This is a genomic window from Alkalibacterium sp. 20 (genome assembly GCF_001885615.1).
In the GTDB taxonomy this organism is placed as follows: domain Bacteria; phylum Bacillota; class Bacilli; order Lactobacillales; family Carnobacteriaceae_A; genus Alkalibacterium.
In genome coordinates, this window is record NZ_LSRN01000029.1 from 22,179 (window position 1) to 39,143 (window position 16,965).

Annotated in this window: 16 protein-coding genes; 7 read left to right on the top strand and 9 right to left on the bottom strand. The window is 40.2% G+C overall.

Going from position 1 to position 16,965, the window contains the following annotated elements; all coding sequences use genetic code 11:
• Positions 1-395: 395 nt before the first annotated feature.
• The 5 genes from AX762_RS05670 to AX762_RS05690 all read right to left on the bottom strand — a co-directional run bounded on the left by AX762_RS05670 (position 396) and on the right by AX762_RS05690 (position 4,039).
• Positions 396-713 carry a PTS lactose/cellobiose transporter subunit IIA gene (locus AX762_RS05670; protein WP_071848189.1) on the bottom strand — a complete coding sequence of 106 codons (318 nt, stop codon included), beginning with the start codon at positions 711-713 and terminating at the stop codon, positions 396-398.
• A 30-nt stretch (positions 714-743) separates the two neighbouring features.
• The gene (locus AX762_RS05675; RefSeq protein ID WP_071848190.1) at positions 744-1,058 is read right to left on the bottom strand and encodes a PTS sugar transporter subunit IIB; all 315 of its coding nucleotides are present in this window, start codon (positions 1,056-1,058) and stop codon (positions 744-746) included.
• A gap of 132 nt (positions 1,059-1,190) precedes the next feature.
• Complete coding sequence (locus tag AX762_RS05680; protein WP_071848191.1) at positions 1,191-2,174, bottom strand: Gfo/Idh/MocA family protein; 984 nt, start codon at positions 2,172-2,174, stop codon at positions 1,191-1,193.
• Between the two features lie 66 nt (positions 2,175-2,240).
• A complete protein-coding gene (locus AX762_RS05685) occupies positions 2,241-3,104 on the bottom strand; it encodes a metallophosphoesterase (RefSeq protein ID WP_071848192.1) in 864 nt (287 codons plus the stop codon).
• 677 nt (positions 3,105-3,781) lie between these two features.
• Positions 3,782-4,039 (bottom strand): hypothetical protein, encoded by a 258-nt coding sequence (locus AX762_RS05690; protein ID WP_071848193.1) that lies wholly within the window; start codon positions 4,037-4,039, stop codon positions 3,782-3,784.
• Between the two features lie 515 nt (positions 4,040-4,554).
• Here AX762_RS05690 and AX762_RS05695 point away from each other — a divergent pair.
• The 3 genes from AX762_RS05695 to merA all read left to right on the top strand — a co-directional run bounded on the left by AX762_RS05695 (position 4,555) and on the right by merA (position 8,127).
• Complete coding sequence (locus tag AX762_RS05695; protein WP_071848194.1) at positions 4,555-5,892, top strand: sodium-dependent transporter; 1,338 nt, start codon at positions 4,555-4,557, stop codon at positions 5,890-5,892.
• Positions 5,893-6,071: 179 nt separating this feature from the next.
• Positions 6,072-6,470: an Hg(II)-responsive transcriptional regulator gene (gene merR / locus AX762_RS05700; protein ID WP_071848195.1), complete on the top strand. Its 399-nt coding sequence runs from the start codon at positions 6,072-6,074 to the stop codon at positions 6,468-6,470.
• A 16-nt stretch (positions 6,471-6,486) separates the two neighbouring features.
• Positions 6,487-8,127, top strand: coding sequence for a mercury(II) reductase (gene merA / locus AX762_RS05705; protein ID WP_071848196.1), 1,641 nt, complete (start codon positions 6,487-6,489; stop codon positions 8,125-8,127).
• A gap of 553 nt (positions 8,128-8,680) precedes the next feature.
• Here merA and AX762_RS05710 read toward each other — a convergent pair.
• The 4 genes from AX762_RS05710 to AX762_RS05725 all read right to left on the bottom strand — a co-directional run bounded on the left by AX762_RS05710 (position 8,681) and on the right by AX762_RS05725 (position 11,897).
• A complete protein-coding gene (locus AX762_RS05710; RefSeq protein WP_071848197.1) occupies positions 8,681-9,946 on the bottom strand; it encodes a mechanosensitive ion channel in 1,266 nt (421 codons plus the stop codon).
• 136 nt (positions 9,947-10,082) lie between these two features.
• Entirely contained in the window at positions 10,083-10,961 is an 879-nt protein-coding gene (locus AX762_RS05715) for a DegV family protein (protein ID WP_071848198.1), read from the bottom strand.
• A 21-nt stretch (positions 10,962-10,982) separates the two neighbouring features.
• Positions 10,983-11,567 (bottom strand): hypothetical protein, encoded by a 585-nt coding sequence (locus AX762_RS05720; protein WP_071848199.1) that lies wholly within the window; start codon positions 11,565-11,567, stop codon positions 10,983-10,985.
• Between the two features lie 48 nt (positions 11,568-11,615).
• The gene (locus tag AX762_RS05725; RefSeq protein ID WP_071848200.1) at positions 11,616-11,897 is read right to left on the bottom strand and encodes a DUF503 domain-containing protein; all 282 of its coding nucleotides are present in this window, start codon (positions 11,895-11,897) and stop codon (positions 11,616-11,618) included.
• 257 nt (positions 11,898-12,154) lie between these two features.
• On the opposite strand from AX762_RS05725, the gene AX762_RS05730 reads away from it, so the two are divergent.
• The 4 genes from AX762_RS05730 to AX762_RS05745 all read left to right on the top strand — a co-directional run bounded on the left by AX762_RS05730 (position 12,155) and on the right by AX762_RS05745 (position 16,740).
• On the top strand, positions 12,155-13,678 hold the full coding sequence (locus tag AX762_RS05730) for a ClC family H(+)/Cl(-) exchange transporter (RefSeq protein ID WP_177244043.1): 1,524 nt from the start codon (positions 12,155-12,157) through the stop codon (positions 13,676-13,678).
• A 132-nt stretch (positions 13,679-13,810) separates the two neighbouring features.
• On the top strand, positions 13,811-14,737 hold the full coding sequence (locus AX762_RS05735) for a DUF368 domain-containing protein (RefSeq protein WP_071848201.1): 927 nt from the start codon (positions 13,811-13,813) through the stop codon (positions 14,735-14,737).
• Positions 14,738-14,842: 105 nt separating this feature from the next.
• Positions 14,843-16,204 carry a deoxyribodipyrimidine photo-lyase gene (phrB, locus tag AX762_RS05740; RefSeq protein WP_071848202.1) on the top strand — a complete coding sequence of 454 codons (1,362 nt, stop codon included), beginning with the start codon at positions 14,843-14,845 and terminating at the stop codon, positions 16,202-16,204.
• A gap of 215 nt (positions 16,205-16,419) precedes the next feature.
• Positions 16,420-16,740, top strand: coding sequence for a transposase (locus AX762_RS05745; RefSeq protein ID WP_071848203.1), 321 nt, complete (start codon positions 16,420-16,422; stop codon positions 16,738-16,740).
• Positions 16,741-16,965 lie beyond the last annotated feature (225 nt).

Genomic DNA, 16,965 nt, shown 5'->3' on the forward strand with positions numbered 1-16,965 from the left:
TGACTTTGTTTAATGTTCTGCGGCTTGTTGTGCTTATCATCGGTGGTCCTCCTCCCTAAATATGTAAAAATCTTACAACCTCTTTTCGCTTACAACTATACACTGAAACGCTTTCTAATACAATAACTCTTCGGACTTTTTTAACATCTCTATTATTTGGAAAACGCTGGGATGTTGTCCCAGCGTTCATCACTTTAAAAGAACTTGAACATTGACAATAATGTGGTTGAACGTCAGACGTTCAACTTCTTATTTTTATTCTTTGGTGTGCGGAATGACCAACTCCCCGGTTATTCAATACTGAGCCTGTCATTTTTCAAAAAAAACCTGAACCCTCAACCGGAGCTTTCACTAAGTGCAGTGAATGGCTCCCATTAAGAATTCAAGTTATCAGTTTATAAGCGTTTATATAGATCGATCATTTCTTCTGCCATATCACGGTAAGTCATGGCGTTCATCAAATGATCTTGAGCGTGCACCAGCAAAAGATTTATTTCAACAGTTTCTCCTGAAGCTTCCTGCGTCAATAAATCAGTCTGCACCCTATGGGCTTTTTTGATTGCCGCATCAGCGTCTCGGATTTTTTCTTCTGCTAAGTTGAACTTATCAACTTTGGCTGCATGGATGGCCTCCATCGCGCTGCTTCGTGCATCCCCGCCGTGCATAATCAAAGTCATGGCAATCTCCATCATTTGGTCCCTGCGTTCAGGCATGGTTAATCCCCCTCAAACGATTTCCTTTTATCAGACGAGGTCTAGTGCAGCGTTCAAGACATTTTCCCCGTTCATGGTTCCGTAATCACGCATGTTGATGACTTCTACTACGATATCATTTTCCGCAGCTAATTCTTCAAACTCAGGTTTCATGTAGCGTACCTGCGGACCGAGTAACATGATATCGACGGGTTTGGTTTTTAACTTCTCCGCAGCTTCACTTCCTGAAACGGCAAAAATATGTGCATCAATGTTTTTTTCTTTAGCGACTTCCTGCATTTTGTTAACCAAGATACTGGTGCTCATTCCTGCTGCGCAAACAAGCATAATGTTTTTCGTTGCCAATTAAACCACTCCTAAGAATAATTTTCGTTTTGCTCTTTCAATCCCAATATTACAGACTTTCTTTGATTTAATCATACACCTCTGGACTTTTGGTGTCTAGCAATGCGCGATCGGAGATTTAATTAATTGAAATCAGGCTTGGCTTCTAATTTGATCCAGGACCTGATGAACATTGTATGAGAGTCTCAACCACTCGTTTAGTGCTTCTTTATTCTCTTTTTCATTTGGGTCCTGCATGACTTTGGCAAACGCTTTGGCTTCCCATATGAGCGGATTATCTGCTGATTTATCGAGTTCAACCGTTTGACTTTCGCGCGTTTTAGCGTCCACTAATTCAGCTTTTTCCAGTCCTGTAATGGCATCTAGAACCAGTGTCTGATCTAAACTGTAGACTTCTGAAGGCACGGTTGCGGTCACTATTTTCCCATAATGTAAAGTAACATCGAAGTTCTCATAACGAAGGATCGCAGTTCCTAATCCATCAGCGCCTGTGCTTATGGTATGCGAAAAAGCGTGAACAGCTTCAGGCTTACCAAACCAGCGGAGGGCAGCATAAACCGTGTAGATTCCTAAGTCATTGGCTGCACCACCGGCAAATTTAGGTGAGAAGATCGGTGGTTCTTCTCCGGCTAAGACGTTATCATAACGCGAGGAATATTTGCTGTAAGTCAAGGTTGCTCCGGATATACCTTCAAAACCCTTGATCATATCTGTGATTTTTATAAAGTTGGGTTCAAATATATGGCGGGCGGCTTCAACCACGACCACGCCTTTTTCTTTAGCCAGTTCAGTCAGTTCCGTCCATTTTTCCAGTGAAGCGACCATCGGTTTTTCCACGATCGCATGTTTGTTGTGTTCAATTACTGCTTTTGCCTGGCTGAAATGCAAGCTGTTCGGTGAAGCAACGTAAACAACGTCGATGGTAGAGTCATTTAAAAAAGCATCAAAGTCATCGTAAGCTGTTGCGGCATTGTATCTTTTTTTGAATTCATCTGCTTTATCCATGTGACGCGAATATACGCCCTGATATACATACATATCACTCAACTGCGCGGCTTCAATAAATTGTTCGGTGATGCCACTCGTTCCAATTGTTCCTAGTCCTAATTTTGTCATCCAAATCTCTCCTCTAGTCTTTTTAATGATTATTTAGAATTTCAATCTAACGATCATTGATATAGTTTAACCTTTATTTTTATTGATTTTATTAAAGGTGATTACCACGATCTCAGGACGATTGTTTATACGAAATGGAAACGTTGAATTGCCTAAACCGCGAGAAACGATCATTCGTTTAGATGGGTCCTCTGGATGAACGAATAAGCCGTAATCATAATCGGGCAAAATGCCTTGACCAGGCGAAAACACGCCTCCAATGATCGGTAAACGAAATTGACCGCCGTGAGTGTGTCCACTTAAAATCAGGTCAGGCATTTTCGTTTTATCCAACATATAATGAACAAAGTATTCCGGTCGGTGTGCCAAGAGTATTTTAGGACTCTTGACCATTTGCTGCGTTAATTCAATAGGTCCTAATATTGGCTGAGGCAGATTTGTCTGATCTTGTCTTTCTGCTAATCCCATTAACGCAATGCCATCAGCAAATTTATCTGGAAGCATGACGGCTTCGTCTAGAAGCAAGGTCACATTGGCTGTTTCCATAATATATTTAAAGTCTTCGAATGAGCCACTTTTGATATCGTGATTTCCCGTGACTACATATGTCGGTGCTATTTTAGCGCACTCTTCGACAAAATGTCTGAGTGGTGTGTTGAGGAAGTCATCAAGTCCCGCCTGCACAAGGTCTCCGGTGATAAAGATGAAATCCGGCTCCTGTTCATTGGTTTTATCTATTATCGTCTCGACAAAACTTTTATTGGTTTTAGGATTGAAGTGCAGATCACTTAAGTGGACCACTTTCTTTCCCTGCATGGTTTCACTCAACTTGGGGATGGTCAAGACGTAATTTGTTATTTCTATCAAGTAATTCTGTATGTATACATAAACAACTATCGCAATACTAAAAACTAAAAATATCCAGGCCATAATGGTTCCTCCAAAATAATATAATGTACAAAAAAAATGCCACTCTTATTGTAACACAGAATGCCACTTGCGAGCGTTGTTTATTCATTCCTTCGATATGATAATGAGTCAACCTTATTAAACATTCGAGGGTTTCTTGCGCAAAAAGATGCTGCTTACATACTGAGCAAAGGAATCGGACTAATCGTTTAGCTAAAACCTTCCATTTTAAAGAAACGGCTCGGGTTTGAATTAATAAAGATGAGTCAGTTGATGATGCCGAATGATACAATCCAACACAAATAAACCATAGCTAGTTAGAAAGAATAGCGCCCACTGACCAAGCAGATTTGGTACTTTAAGATCCGGATCAGCTTGGCTATTCAGTTGAAGGAAACGATTCATTCGTCTACCAATAATGAAAATTCTAATAATAAATAGAGAAACATACTGTGCGGATTTATTTATAAAAGAGGCAAGTCACAAAACGATAACGTTATGCACACTAAATAGGCCGAAGAAGTTCATTCTGAAAAAACGTCGAAGATGAACCATTGGAAGATGCGGAAATTGAAGATAATAGGAAATTTGATGTTGCAAAGTGGATGAGTTATAAGAAATGAAGAAAGATGATACGTAACTGAAGCGATCAAGGTATTATAAGCAATAAAGCTTATGTATGAATACTGGTTCATTTATTAGTCATGAAAATAATACAAGTTTTCAAATGAAATGGTGCGGATCATTTTTCTTTCACGAAAATCTTCCTGCATCAACGAGACCGTTGCTGTATTCATTTTAATGAGGTCATCCCATTCCATATGGTAACGGTGTAAGATTATATCCAATGGACAATCTATTTCGCCGTCGGCATTTTCAATTAATTCATCATCACGAACGAGTAATTCTTTTGATTCTGTCGGTGTATCAATCACATAAATAAAACGTTTTTTCATTAGTACCCCTACTCTCTGAAACCTCGGTTGATCAATAAGTTACAGAAAAAAATGTTATATATATTTATATTATGATAATTATACTAGAGAATAGCGTAATTGTCTGTGTCTGATTTAAGACGATTCGGGAGAAAAAAATTGTGGAAACCTTCACTTAGTTTAGAAACGTTTTAAATTAGAGGAAGGTTAGAATGAATCCAATCAATTTAACTTTCAGATCTAATAGCTGTTTTCAGCAACTCATTTAACATCCAACACTCTCTCAAAATTAGTGACAATAAAACTACTCACACTAGTTTCCTCCGCCCAACGCTCTTTTTAACCAACTTTTTTTGTAACTAAATTAACGTATTTCGGTTAATAATTCTTATTTATCGTTTAGAAAGCCTTTTCTCCTGTTTGATCAATCTATTTTCTTTGAAATAACTCTTGTATTATCTGAATAAATCATATAGAATGGGGGACATCATTAAATTCTAATCAAATTTTAATGTAAAAAACAAGGAGTGATTACAATGCAAACGAAAAGAGAACAGTGGGGCTCTCGGTGGGGGTTCATTTTAGCAACAATGGGGTCGGCAGTCGGTCTCGGAAACATTTGGCGATTTTCATACGCAATGGGGTCTAACGGCGGTTCAGCATTCTTAATTATTTATTTACTCAGCGTTATTCTTTTAGGCTTCCCAGTCATGTTGATCGAATTTTCAATCGGTAAACGTGGTCAGACGGATGCGGTCGAAGCCTTCAAAAAAATCGCACCCAAGTCTTCCTGGTATATTGCCGGTGGCTTAGGTGTCATGGCGGCCTTCTTGATTCTATCCTTTTACGGTGTTATCGGTGGCTGGTCCCTTCGTTATACCTTTGAATATTTAACAGGAGGAATTACCGGCGATTCACAATCCTTTTTCTTAAACTTTATCGGACAATCCTATGCACCAGTCTTATGGTCGCTCTTGTTTATGGCCTTAACTGTTGGGATCGTATTCATGGGAGTTCAAAAAGGAATCGAATCCTCAAGTAAATGGATGATGCCCATCTTGAGTTTCCTCGTTATCGGGTTAGCTATTTACAGCTTGACTTTAGGTGGTAACGCCGAAGCCTTTGCGTTTATGTTCCAGCCTGAATGGTCTGCATTTGCTGATCCAAGCGTTTATCTGGCAGCTATGGGACAAGCCTTCTTCACATTAAGTTTAGGCATGGGTATTATGTTGACGTACAGCAGTTATTTGAAACCAGAAGAACGTTTAACTTCTTCAGCCGCAATCATTATTGCGTTGGACACAGGATTTGCGTTGATTTCTGGACTAATGATTTTCCCAGCTCTCTTCGCTTTCGGCCTAGATCCATCTGAAGGTGCCGGACTCGTCTTCATCGTCTTACCGGTTATTTTTGAAGCCTTAGGTGGTGCAGGAACAATAGTTGGTTTAGTATTCTTCATCCTACTTTCACTAGCAGCTTTGTCCTCGGGTATTTCATTATTGGAAGTATCGGTCGCTTACTTTATGCGCAAACTCAACATGTCGCGTAAAAAGGTCACAGTCCTTGTAGGATCGGTCATCTTCTTACTAGGTGTCCCGTCTTCACTGAGTCAAGGAGCTGTCGAAATAACAGTGTTAGGAAGCAGTTTCTTAGACTTCATGGACTTGTTTACAGGTAATATCCTGTTGCCCTTGAGTGCCTTGATTTCAGTTGTCTTCGTTGCTTGGACATGGACGAAAAAAGAAATCCTGGAACACACTGATTTAGATAAAGGCTCTATGGGTCCTTCTTTCATTGGATTATCTAAATATGTTGCTCCATTGGCTATTGGTGTCGTTTTATTCTTCGGCGTCTTTAACTGGTTGTTCGTTTAAGCAAAGAGGAAATACTCATTAAAACAAATAATCAATACTTCTGTAAGGATCTCGCGGTCTTTACGGAAGTTTTTTTTTTTTGAAAAAGTACTCTAATTTAATTTTTTCCTAATTTATTACTTATTGCTTGACTACGTAGTTAGGTACATGGTTTATAATAAGAGAAAGGATGTGATAGCATGAGTTACCGTATCAGTTCATTCTCGGAAAAATGTCATGTCAATAAGGAAACAATCAGGTATTACGAAAAAAAACGTTTATTGCCAGAACCTGACCGAACGGACGCTGGCTACCGTATTTACTCAGAGAGAAATGTGAAACGGGTGAAATTCATTAAACATCTACAAGATTTGAATTTTTCTTTGAGTGAAATATACAAATTGCTAGGTGTTGTGGATAAAGATACTATCCGCTGTGAAAATATGTTTGAATTTGTCTCAAAAAAAGAAGAAGAAATTGTTAGAAGAATCGAAGATTTGAAAAAAATAGAAAAGTTGCTGAAAGAATTACGCTGTAAATGTCCCGATAAAAAAGAACTATACGACTGTCCTATAATTGATACACTAATAGATAATTAAATGGAGGGGAAAATAAATGAGTAAATTTGAAATCCAAATTACCGGAATGACTTGTTCAGCATGTGAAAACCATATAGAAAAGGCGATCAATACTACAGAGGCAATTAATAGCAAAGCTGATTATACTAAGGGCGAAGTGCTGATCGAATTGCCTGACGATTATCCGATAGAGAATGTGATAAAAGCCATCAAGAATACAAATTATCATCGTGGTGAAACAATAAATATATCTGATGAAAAGCCAACCGCATCAGCAAATAAAGAGGACTATGATCTTATTATTATCGGTTCAGGCGGCGCAGCCTTTTCAGCAGCTATAAAGGCAGTCGGTTACGGAGCGAAAGTCGGTATGATCGAACGCGGAACAGTTGGCGGGACTTGTGTCAATACAGGGTGTGTACCTTCTAAAACACTCCTTAAAGCGGGAGAAATGAATCGATCAGCTGGCACAAATCCTTTTGAAGGCTTGCACACTTCTGCGAGAGACGTGGATTTAAATCGATTGATGAATCAAAAAAACCACCTTGTCAGTGATTTAAGAAACCAGAAATACCTTGATTTAATTGATGAGTATGGTATTGCTTTAATCAAAGGTGAAGCCAAGTTTATCAATGAAAGTACCATTGAAGTAAACAGAAAGTCAATTTCTGCCCAGCACTTTTTGATTGCAACAGGCGCTTCTCCCCTCATACCCGATATTCAAGGTATTGATGAGGTAGATTATCTCACCAGCACAACCCTTCTAGATTTAAGAAAATCACCTAAAAGGCTAACTGTAATTGGATCAGGGTATATCGGAAGAGAATTAGGACAGCTGTTTCATAACTTGGGAACAGAAGTGACTCTTATCCAGAGAAGCGAACGTCTTCTAAAAGAGTATGATCCTGAGATTTCTGAATCAATGGAGAATTCTTTATCGGAACAAGGTATTGAGATCATTTCCGGAGCAACATACGAGCGCATGGAACAAGACAAGGAAACAATTAAGGTTTACATTTCTGTTGATGGAAAGAAACGAATGATTGAATCTGAACAACTGCTGGTCGGTACAGGAAGGAAACCCAATACTGAAGCATTGAATTTAAGTGCTGCGAAGGTTGAAGTGGGTTCACGTAATGAAATAAGAATAAATGCGTTCGCTCAAACAAGTAATGAAAGAATTTATGCAGCTGGTGATGTCACATTAGGTCCTCAATTCGTTTATGTTGCTGCTTACGAAGGTGGCATCGCTGCAGATAATGCCATAGGTGGACTAAATAAAAAAATGGATCTAACTGTGGTCCCAGCTGTAACATTTACACAGCCCGGTTTTGCCTCAGTCGGTCTAACTGAAAAAAAGGCTAAGAGTAAAGGATACGAAGTGAAAACGTCGATTCTACCTTTAAGCGCTATTCCTAGGGCTATTGTCAATCATGATACTAGTGGAGTCATTAAGCTTGTAGCTGATAAACAGACCCTGAAGATATTAGGTGTTCACGCGGTTGCCGATAATGCAGGAGAAATCATTTATGCAGCAACCTTAGCCGTTAAGTTTGGACTCACAATAGACGACTTAAAAGATACACTCGCGCCATATTTAACGATGTCTGAAGGATTAAAACTAGCTGCCTTGGCATTTGACACCAATGTTTCCAAATTATCTTGCTGTGCTGGTTAAAGTATTGTAAGAAAGATGTTCAATGTGACCCAAAAGTAAGATTCAATTGATAAAGAAAGACGAAAATAGGCAGATAGAGATATCCCCTTCTTTTCGTCTCTCTTTTTTAAATCATTCAGTTTACTTTTTCTAAGAATATTAGTCCAGGGTACTGGGAATACCGGTTGACTTGTAACGTTGATCCGTGGTTCAGTAAGTTCCGTATTCATTGAGCTTAGAAAGTGCTGAACTTGTTCAACTTCGGTAAGTACATGCTTTCAATAGCAACGTAATAGCCGAAGTTGGGGTGCCTTCGGCTATTACGTTGCAGCACTCTTCTGGAACCTGTCGAACACGTGCTGATTCGGTAGGTTCCTTGCTTAAATGTCCTTGAAAGTGTCGAACTTTTGCGTTGTTCGGTAAGTTCAAAAAGCCTGTGCTCAGGAACTTACCGAACTTCACCCACTCCAGGCAGTTCAGAAAAAAAAACACCCGATTATGCAGAAAAATCCGGAAGAGTTTGAACACACTCTTCCGGATTCTCTTATTTATTCAATTTTGCTGCGTTCACTTATTATAATGCGGGTGTATCATCTCTTGGCATACTTGGTTTTGCACTTTCTTCATCGATTTTTTGGTCTACGCGTTCTAATTGTTTTCTAGCAAAGTCGCGTCCACCTAAACCAAATGAGATTGCGAAAGCTACGGATAAACCACCAATAATGAATAAGAAAGCAAGACTCACGATGTTAGAAGCAAAGTTTAATTGGTCTAATGCCATGAATAGAGCAAAGGCAATTAAAATGTACTTCACTAGTTCTCCAGCAAATTTGCTACCAGTAGCGCTCTTAATACCTGAAGCTAGCATCTGTCCTCCAACGAATGCAAGTCCGATAATAATTGCAGCAAATAATACATTTGGCAAGTACGCGATAATTGAAGCAACGATCGTGTTAAGCATATCTAAGTTCAATGCACTCAATGCTTCGACTAAGAAGAATAACCCAATCAAAACAGCCACGATTTGCCCAGTTAATTTAGCTAAATCAACATTCATCTTACTCAACTTGTTCAAGTATGACGAATATTTGTTGAAGCCTGTTCCTTTGAGTAAATCGGTCAACATGTCTCCCACAAATTTAGCTATGACCATACCAACAGCTAGCAATACGACCGCTACTAGAATATTTGGTATAGCGCTCAGGATGGTATTCAATACATCACTCACAGGTTGCGCAATCGTTTGAATGTTTAATACATCAAGAGCCACTAATACGATCGGTACGATAACTAGGAAGTAAACAATATTAGCAAGTACTGATGCTAACGTGTTCTTGTTTTCTTCGACAGCCGATGTATCTGTATCCCCTCCAGTGAATTTATTCAAAAATCTGTCTAAATTTGCTGCAATAGCAATATTATAAACGAGATTCTTAACAAATTTAGCGGCATAGAATCCTAGAACCAAGATAATAATAGCTGAAATGATATTTGGTATGAATGCTAATGCAGTATCTAGCATATTTTCAATTGGCGCACCAATTGCATCTAGTCCAAATATTGCAAAGATCCCTGGTAAGAATAAGACCCATACTAAGAAATAACCCACTTTACCAAGTGCTTCAATCATGAAGTCGCCTTGCTCTTGATCATTAGCTGCACCCCACTTCGTCAGTTTGGTTGACAGGTTTATTGTTTGTAAACCTTTAACAACAGCTTTTTTGACTAAGGTTGCGACGATCCAAGCTACAACAATAAGTGCTAAACCCATTAACAGTTCGGGTAAAAAGTTAATGAAATTAGCTAGTGCATTTTGAAACGAATCTGTTACGTTGTCCATAATTATCCTACTCCTTTTCTTTTTTTTTTACATTTATAACATCTTTAGTATATCCAAGGTAACATTAAACGACAACTGATATGCTTTTTTGTACATTAAAAAACTTCCTGTTTTTTACAACAGGAAGTTTTCTCTATTATTCATCTATATAAACGTAATGCTCTGGTTTCTGATCGAGATAAAAAACCGCAACGCCACCGATACCTAAATGTGTCGCGAGTACCGCTCCGATATCAAAAATCTGAACAGACGCTTCGGGCAGGGCTTCTTTCACCATGGCTTCCAGTTTCAGCGCCGTACCATAATCGTTCACGTGACTGATCGTAATCAACTGGTTTGTAAACGAGCCGACACCTTTTGTCATATCTCTGATCATCCGTTTGTAAACACGATCTTGACCTCGAACCAGTTTCTTTAAATAGATCCCCGTTTCATTTACAGATAAATAGGGCTTGATGCTAAGCACGTCCCCGGCTGTGCCCGCCACTTTTGGTAGCCGACCGCCCTTGACCAGCCACATTAAATTATTCAAAGTGAAATGATACTGAATGTGTTCCGCATTCCATTTTGTCTGTTCCACAATAGTCCCAAATGCTTCTTCACGTTTTGCCATTTCCATCGCCTGAAGCGCCAGCAGTGCGCCACCTCCGGAACCGCCTTTGGAATCGATCACAGCAATGTTCATATCAGGGAATTTTTCTTTATACTTTTCAACGATCGTATGCGCTACCTGATACGTGCCGGAAAATTGACTGTAAATGGCAATGTATATGACGTCTTCTCCCAGGTCACGGGCTTTATTAAGCGCATCAATAATGGTTTTAGGCGATACTTGCGATGTTTTAGGCAAGGTTCCTTTTTCCATATGTGCATGAACTTCTTCTAGTGAAATGTCCACTTGATCTAAGTAATCTTGCTCGTCGATAATGACGCTCAATGGTAAAAAGTCATAATCATATGTTTCTTTCATAAAGTCGTTCTGATCGATCCCTGAATCAATTAATATTCTTGTCATAATTTTTCTCCTCGTTTGTCGTTAATTAAGTAAATCCTTTATTTCTTCTATTGTAACTGGCTCATCAAAGTAACGATTCCAGGTCGTTTTCAAGTGTTCGAGTGAAACGTTCCCGTATATAGCCATAGCTTTCTCTTTCCAGCTGTTTAATATTTGGGCTTTTTTATTGTCACTGGATGAAACTGCCTCGGCCAGTTTATTATCTGACGGCAGGCGATCTCTCACACTGAATAAAATTTCTTCAGGTATAAGCAGCAAGATACTGTCAGCATCTTTGGCAACAAAGAAGAACCCTTTTTTGATCAATGGCATAAAGCCTTCGATATTGGTCAAGGTTTTCACCCGGTATATGTTGGTTTCTAGATCGGGTAAACGTATCAGTACATCTTTAAGGATCGGGTGATAAATCGTTTCCGCCTGCTCGGTCGTGTTTTCAGCTAAAACATTCACCATTTGAATTTTATTCCAACTTTTTTTAACCGCGACCGCTTGTCTTTCTGCCTGGTCCACGAGTTCTGCTTTGGTGTACCCTTTCAGCAAATCAACCAGCTCTGTATTTTTTTTGTCCCATTTAATAAAACTAACGTCTGCTTCTGTACTAGTCATCCTAACGTCCTTTCATATAATAGTATTCCTTGCTTGAACTCTGTTCCGTTATACTTCCAACCAGTCGAATTCCAAAATTTCCACTTCATAATTTTCTTCGATTTCTTTCAGCGCAGCTTCCAGACGCTGCCGGCAAAGTTGTCGGTTATTCCCGACGATCCCTATGCCGATCACCGCTTTATTGTGCATATCCAATTCATCCACTTCAGCGACAGATAAGTGATGCCGACTTTCAATGCGTCTCAGGATGCTTTGTATGACACTGCGCTTATCTTTCAATGAATACGCATCAAATATCAGCAGTGTCAGTTCTACTCCCATCAATACCATCAGATTCGTCCTCCTCGAAAAAAACTGATCGTTAACAGATATATGATAACTGTCACGCGAACAAACTTAGATATAGTTTATCAAATACTATTAAACCAATTCAATTAAGTTTTTTCAAGTATACCATATTCTATTTTCTCATAAATAGATGTATTTTATTTCATTATTTCATGAGAAAAGTAAGAATCTTGTATATTTTATCACCATAATACTATAAAATGAACTTTATAAATTTTTTTATGAAGTTGGAGTGTGTTATGAAATCATTACGTCTATTTGACTGGTCAAAAATATCATATGTTGCCAGAGGAATGCTCGTTGGTGTTTTAGCTGGTATTATTATCAGTTTGTTCCGTTTATCGGTTGAAATACTGCTTGACATGGTAATCGAAATTTATCAATTTTTAAACGAAAACCCCATTTGGATCATTGGCTGGGTTGCCTTGATGATGCTTTTTGCTTTTATTATTGCTTTGCTTATCAAGCATGAACCGGATATTCGTGGTTCAGGTATCCAGGATATTGAAGGGCAACTGCACGGCTCGCTTAAACTCAACTGGTCTTCCATTATTTGGAGAAAGTTTATTGGGGGCACATTAGCTATCGGTTCTGGCCTGGCACTTGGTCGTGAAGGTCCGTCTATTCAGTTAGGTGGCGCTGTCGGTCAGGGCGTGAACCACTTTTTAAAAGGGAATCGATCGCAAGAAAACATTTTGATTTCCGCCGGAGCCAGTGCTGGCTTGTCGGCGGCCTTTAATGCGCCGGTCTCAGGCATCATGTTTATTTTGGAAGAAGTGCATCATAAATTTTCGGGTGTCCTGCTTCTGACTGCATTTTCTGCATCGATCACAGCTAATTTTGTAGCCTATCAAATCTTTGGTGTGGAAGCGGCTTTAAATTTAGGCTCGATGCTGCAGTTTCCGCTGGAACACTATGGACATCTCGTCTTGATGGGCATCGTACTGGCCTTGGGCGGATGGTTATACAAAGAAGTGTTACTTGTCATGCCTAAGCTTTACAGCATGTTACCTATACCTCCGTATCTATATGGGTTTGTTCCCTTTTTACTGGTCATTCCTGTGGGACTCTATTTTCCTACCATGCTCGGTGGCGGAACCGCTGTGATCAATATGATCAATGGCCGCTCCACGACGCTCTGGTTTTTAATCGGCGTCTTCGTTTTCCGTTTTATTTTTTCACAAATTTCTTACGGCTCTGGTTTGCCGGGTGGCATATTCATTCCCGTATTGAGTCTCGGTGCGTTGATCGGAGCCATATACGGTAACGGTGCGTTATGGGTTACGGGGATCGAAGATATCTTCCTGCGCAGTTTCATCATTTACGCCATGGGAGGTTTCTTAACGTCTGTCACTAAAGCACCTATGACCTCGGTGATGCTTATCACTGAAATGACGGGTACGGTGACCCATCTTATGCCTTTAGCCGTTGTGTGTTTAGTCTCCTATGTCGTTACTGACTTTGTTGGTTCCGGACCGATCTATGAAGAGTTACTTTACCGTAAAGTCAACCGCAAACCGCGCGTCTTTGAAGGTGAAGTGGCTGAAATCGAGATTCATGTTGAAGTCGATTCTAATTTAGACGGTATGATGGCCAAACAATTGACGCTGCCGTTTGGTGCACGCATAATAAAAATCAGACGACATGACAACGAATTTATGCCTCACCAGGATACTGTCTTTTTTGCCGGTGATGAACTGATCATTACAACCGATAAAGGCTTTGTTGCTGAAGTAAGGAAACGCCTAAACAAATTGAATTAATAACCGGAATGTGACCTCTTTATTTAGTTTTTAACTAAGCTGAAGCTGGTCACATTTTTTTACGAAAAAATTCAAGATTCTATGGTAAACTATGTAACAGTTACGTCATCATTATTTTTTAAGGAGATTCTTATGCATTATATATGGTTAGCAATTAAAGGATTATTTATCGGTATTTCAAATATCATTCCCGGTGTTTCCGGGGGAACGATGGCCGTATCTTTCGGCATCTATGATGATGTCATTCACGCCTTTACAAACGTAAGAAAAGAATTCAAAGTCAGCATGCGTATCCTGGGTCCCTTGATCGTAGGTGCACTGATCGGTGTGGCTGGTTTTTCCATGATCATTGAGTGGTTATTAGCTGAACACACGCTGTACACCGCTTTTGCCTTTGTCGGACTTATCCTCGGCGGCTTACCGATCTTGTCACAGTCACTGAAAAACAGCTTCAAACAGGAACAGCGAAAAGCGAACAGTCTGCATGTCATGCTCTTTGTCGTCTTTTTCCTCCTCGTTTCGTGGATGGGTGTAGCCGACATCTCAAACGGGGGTCCTGAAACCATCAGTCTAGGCTTGGGTCCGCTCTTAGCTCTTTTCGTTGTCGGGCTCGTTTCCGCTGCGGCGATGGTCATTCCGGGTATCAGCGGTTCATTGTTGATGCTGATCATGGGTTATTACTACGCAGTCGTTTATACGATAAACGGCTTTACCAGCTCTCTTGCCGCTTTTGATATTGCGGAATTGATTCCCTTTACGCTGCTGCTTTTAGCCTACGCCATCGGCATGGTTGTTGGGATCATCCTGATCAGCAAAGTAATCGATTACTTCTTTAAAAATTACCCTAGTTTCACTTACGCTTCAATTCTAGGCCTTGTCCTCGCTTCACCGATCGCAGTGATCGCCAATACCCATGCACTGAGCGGTTTAACTATCGAAGATGCCTTTGTCAAACTGTTTGTCGCCCTGGTGATTGCTTTAGTCTGTTACGCTTTGACATTCGGTTTAGGCAAAAAGGATGGTATTACGGAAGAATTACCTGAAGAATCTCACGTTTGATTTTATATATTTAAACCTGGCTATTTCTTATTTGAGTCTCTAGACATTAAATAAGGAGTAGTTTATTTATTGAAATCCACTTACATATTCGAAAAGGAGAGCGCTATGAGTGATCGAATCAAGAATTTAAACCCGAATGAAACGGCAGACAAACCTTATGTCGTCTATTGGATGCAAGCTAGTCAGCGCACTGAATACAATCACGCATTAGAGTATGCTATCGCTCAGGCCAACGAACTGGACAAACCGTTGCTCGTTTATTTCGGTTTGACCGCCGATTTCCCTGAAGCGAATGCGCGTCATTACACGTTTATGCTCGAAGGTCTGCAGGACGTGAAAGCAGAGTTGAGTGCACGTGGTATAGCGTTTATCGTACAGCTCACTTCTCCAGAAAAAGGCGCGGTCGCTTGGGCAGAAGATGCTGCTTTATTGATCGTCGACCGCGGGTATTTACGTATCGAACGTGAGTGGCGTGACCGTGTGGCGCATGCAGTCTCCTGTCCGTTCATTCAAGTCGAGACGAATGTCATCATCCCTGTGGAAGTCGCTTCTGATAAAGAAGAATATGCGGCACGTACGATTCGCAGTAAGATCCATAAACAACTCGATGCGTATACAGAACCGTTACCCCAAACGGACGTTGTTCATGCTTCTCTCGATTTGGACTTGCCTTATGAAAAAGTGGATATCTCGGATATCTCTTCATTGATAGATGAGTTAGACTGTGACCAGAGCGTCCCGGCAGTGGAGTGGATCAAAGGTGGAACGCCTCAAGCCAAAAAACGTTTGTCCCATTTCATCGAAAACAACTTGCCCGATTACGATGAAAAGAGAAACCAGCCTGGTCTGGCGATCACTTCAGATATGAGTCCATACTTGCATTTCGGTCAAATTTCTCCCTTATACATGTATGAGCAGCTGGCCGACGTGCCTGCTTCGGAGAATAAGAAGGCGTTTATTGAGGAATTTGTGGTGCGCAGAGAATTGAGTATGAATTTTGTTTATTATAATGACCAGTACGATTCCTATGTCTGCCTACCGGACTGGGCCAAAGAAACACTGGCCAACCATACCGATGATGAGCGAGAAACGGTGTACAATCTTGAGGAACTCGAAACGTCCGACACCGCCGACCCCTACTGGAATGCGGCACAATCGGAAATGATGAAAACAGGTAAAATGCACGGCTATATGCGAATGTACTGGGGCAAGAAGATCATCGAGTGGAGTCCGTCGCCCGAAGAAGCCTATTCCAGAGCACTATATCTGAACAATAAATACAATCTCGATGGCCGGGACCCAAATAGTTTCACCGGCATCGCCTGGTGTTTCGGTAAGCACGACCACGGCTGGAAAGAGCGTCCTGTTTTCGGAAAAGTGCGCTACATGAATGCCAAAGGCCTCGAACGAAAATTCAAGATGTCAGACTATTTGTTACGCGTAGCCAATAGTCTCCCGAATGATTAGTGTATGGTTTAGCAGTTCACTGACAAAACCCGTTCAATAACCTCAGACAAAGCTTTATCTGAGGTTTCATTATTGCCTTTTCTAGATCGGATCGGCGAACTCAGTGTGAAATGAATGATGAGTCTGTCATTTTGCGGTCGGGATTGAGGTAGTCTTAATAGTGGACACAATAAATTGGAGTATAATTAGCCTATAAAATAAAGGATGTGTCCATTATGCCAAAGCATTACGAACATGAATATAAAGAATATGTATGTCGGTTAGTAGTGGAAGAAAATAAAAAAGTCACTGAATTATCTCGAGATTTGGGAATTCCTGTCGGAACGATAAAAAACTGGCTTGCTAAATATAAAGATAAAGAGAAGTGGGACAAAGTCCGTCGAAAAAAACACAAAGACGGAGAACAAACGGTATTCCATACGCCTACTGACTATGAAGAAGCATTGAAACAGCGCAAAAAAGAAATCGAAATACTGAAAGAGGAAAACGAGATCTTAAAAAAGGCTATGCATGTCTTCACAAAAAACCAAGAATAATCTTTCTATTCATTGAAACTCACCATAATGAATTCTAGGTAGTGAGGATGTGCAGTGTGCTTGGTGTTTCAAAAAGTGGGTACTATAACTGGTTAAAACTAAAAGATAGAGAACCAACAAAACGCGAACTGTATCGTGATAAAGTTAAACAAAAAATCAGACAGTTTTTTCATGAAAGCATAGGGACGTATGGAGCGCCTCGTATCTTAGAAGATTTAATTGAAG

Coding starts and splice junctions, on each gene's coding strand:
- AX762_RS05715 (WP_071848198.1), bottom strand. CDS start 10,961: ATGACAAGAATATTAATTGATTCAGGGATCGATCAGAACGACTTTATG.
- AX762_RS05695 (WP_071848194.1), top strand. CDS start 4,555: ATGCAAACGAAAAGAGAACAGTGGGGCTCTCGGTGGGGGTTCATTTTA.
- AX762_RS05710 (WP_071848197.1), bottom strand. CDS start 9,946: ATGGACAACGTAACAGATTCGTTTCAAAATGCACTAGCTAATTTCATT.
- AX762_RS05680 (WP_071848191.1), bottom strand. CDS start 2,174: ATGACAAAATTAGGACTAGGAACAATTGGAACGAGTGGCATCACCGAA.
- AX762_RS05745 (WP_071848203.1), top strand. CDS start 16,420: ATGCCAAAGCATTACGAACATGAATATAAAGAATATGTATGTCGGTTA.
- AX762_RS05735 (WP_071848201.1), top strand. CDS start 13,811: ATGCATTATATATGGTTAGCAATTAAAGGATTATTTATCGGTATTTCA.
- AX762_RS05685 (WP_071848192.1), bottom strand. CDS start 3,104: ATGGCCTGGATATTTTTAGTTTTTAGTATTGCGATAGTTGTTTATGTA.
- AX762_RS05720 (WP_071848199.1), bottom strand. CDS start 11,567: ATGACTAGTACAGAAGCAGACGTTAGTTTTATTAAATGGGACAAAAAA.
- phrB (WP_071848202.1), top strand. CDS start 14,843: ATGAGTGATCGAATCAAGAATTTAAACCCGAATGAAACGGCAGACAAA.
- merA (WP_071848196.1), top strand. CDS start 6,487: ATGAGTAAATTTGAAATCCAAATTACCGGAATGACTTGTTCAGCATGT.
- AX762_RS05730 (WP_177244043.1), top strand. CDS start 12,155: ATGAAATCATTACGTCTATTTGACTGGTCAAAAATATCATATGTTGCC.
- AX762_RS05690 (WP_071848193.1), bottom strand. CDS start 4,039: ATGAAAAAACGTTTTATTTATGTGATTGATACACCGACAGAATCAAAA.
- AX762_RS05725 (WP_071848200.1), bottom strand. CDS start 11,897: ATGGTATTGATGGGAGTAGAACTGACACTGCTGATATTTGATGCGTAT.
- AX762_RS05670 (WP_071848189.1), bottom strand. CDS start 713: ATGCCTGAACGCAGGGACCAAATGATGGAGATTGCCATGACTTTGATT.
- merR (WP_071848195.1), top strand. CDS start 6,072: ATGAGTTACCGTATCAGTTCATTCTCGGAAAAATGTCATGTCAATAAG.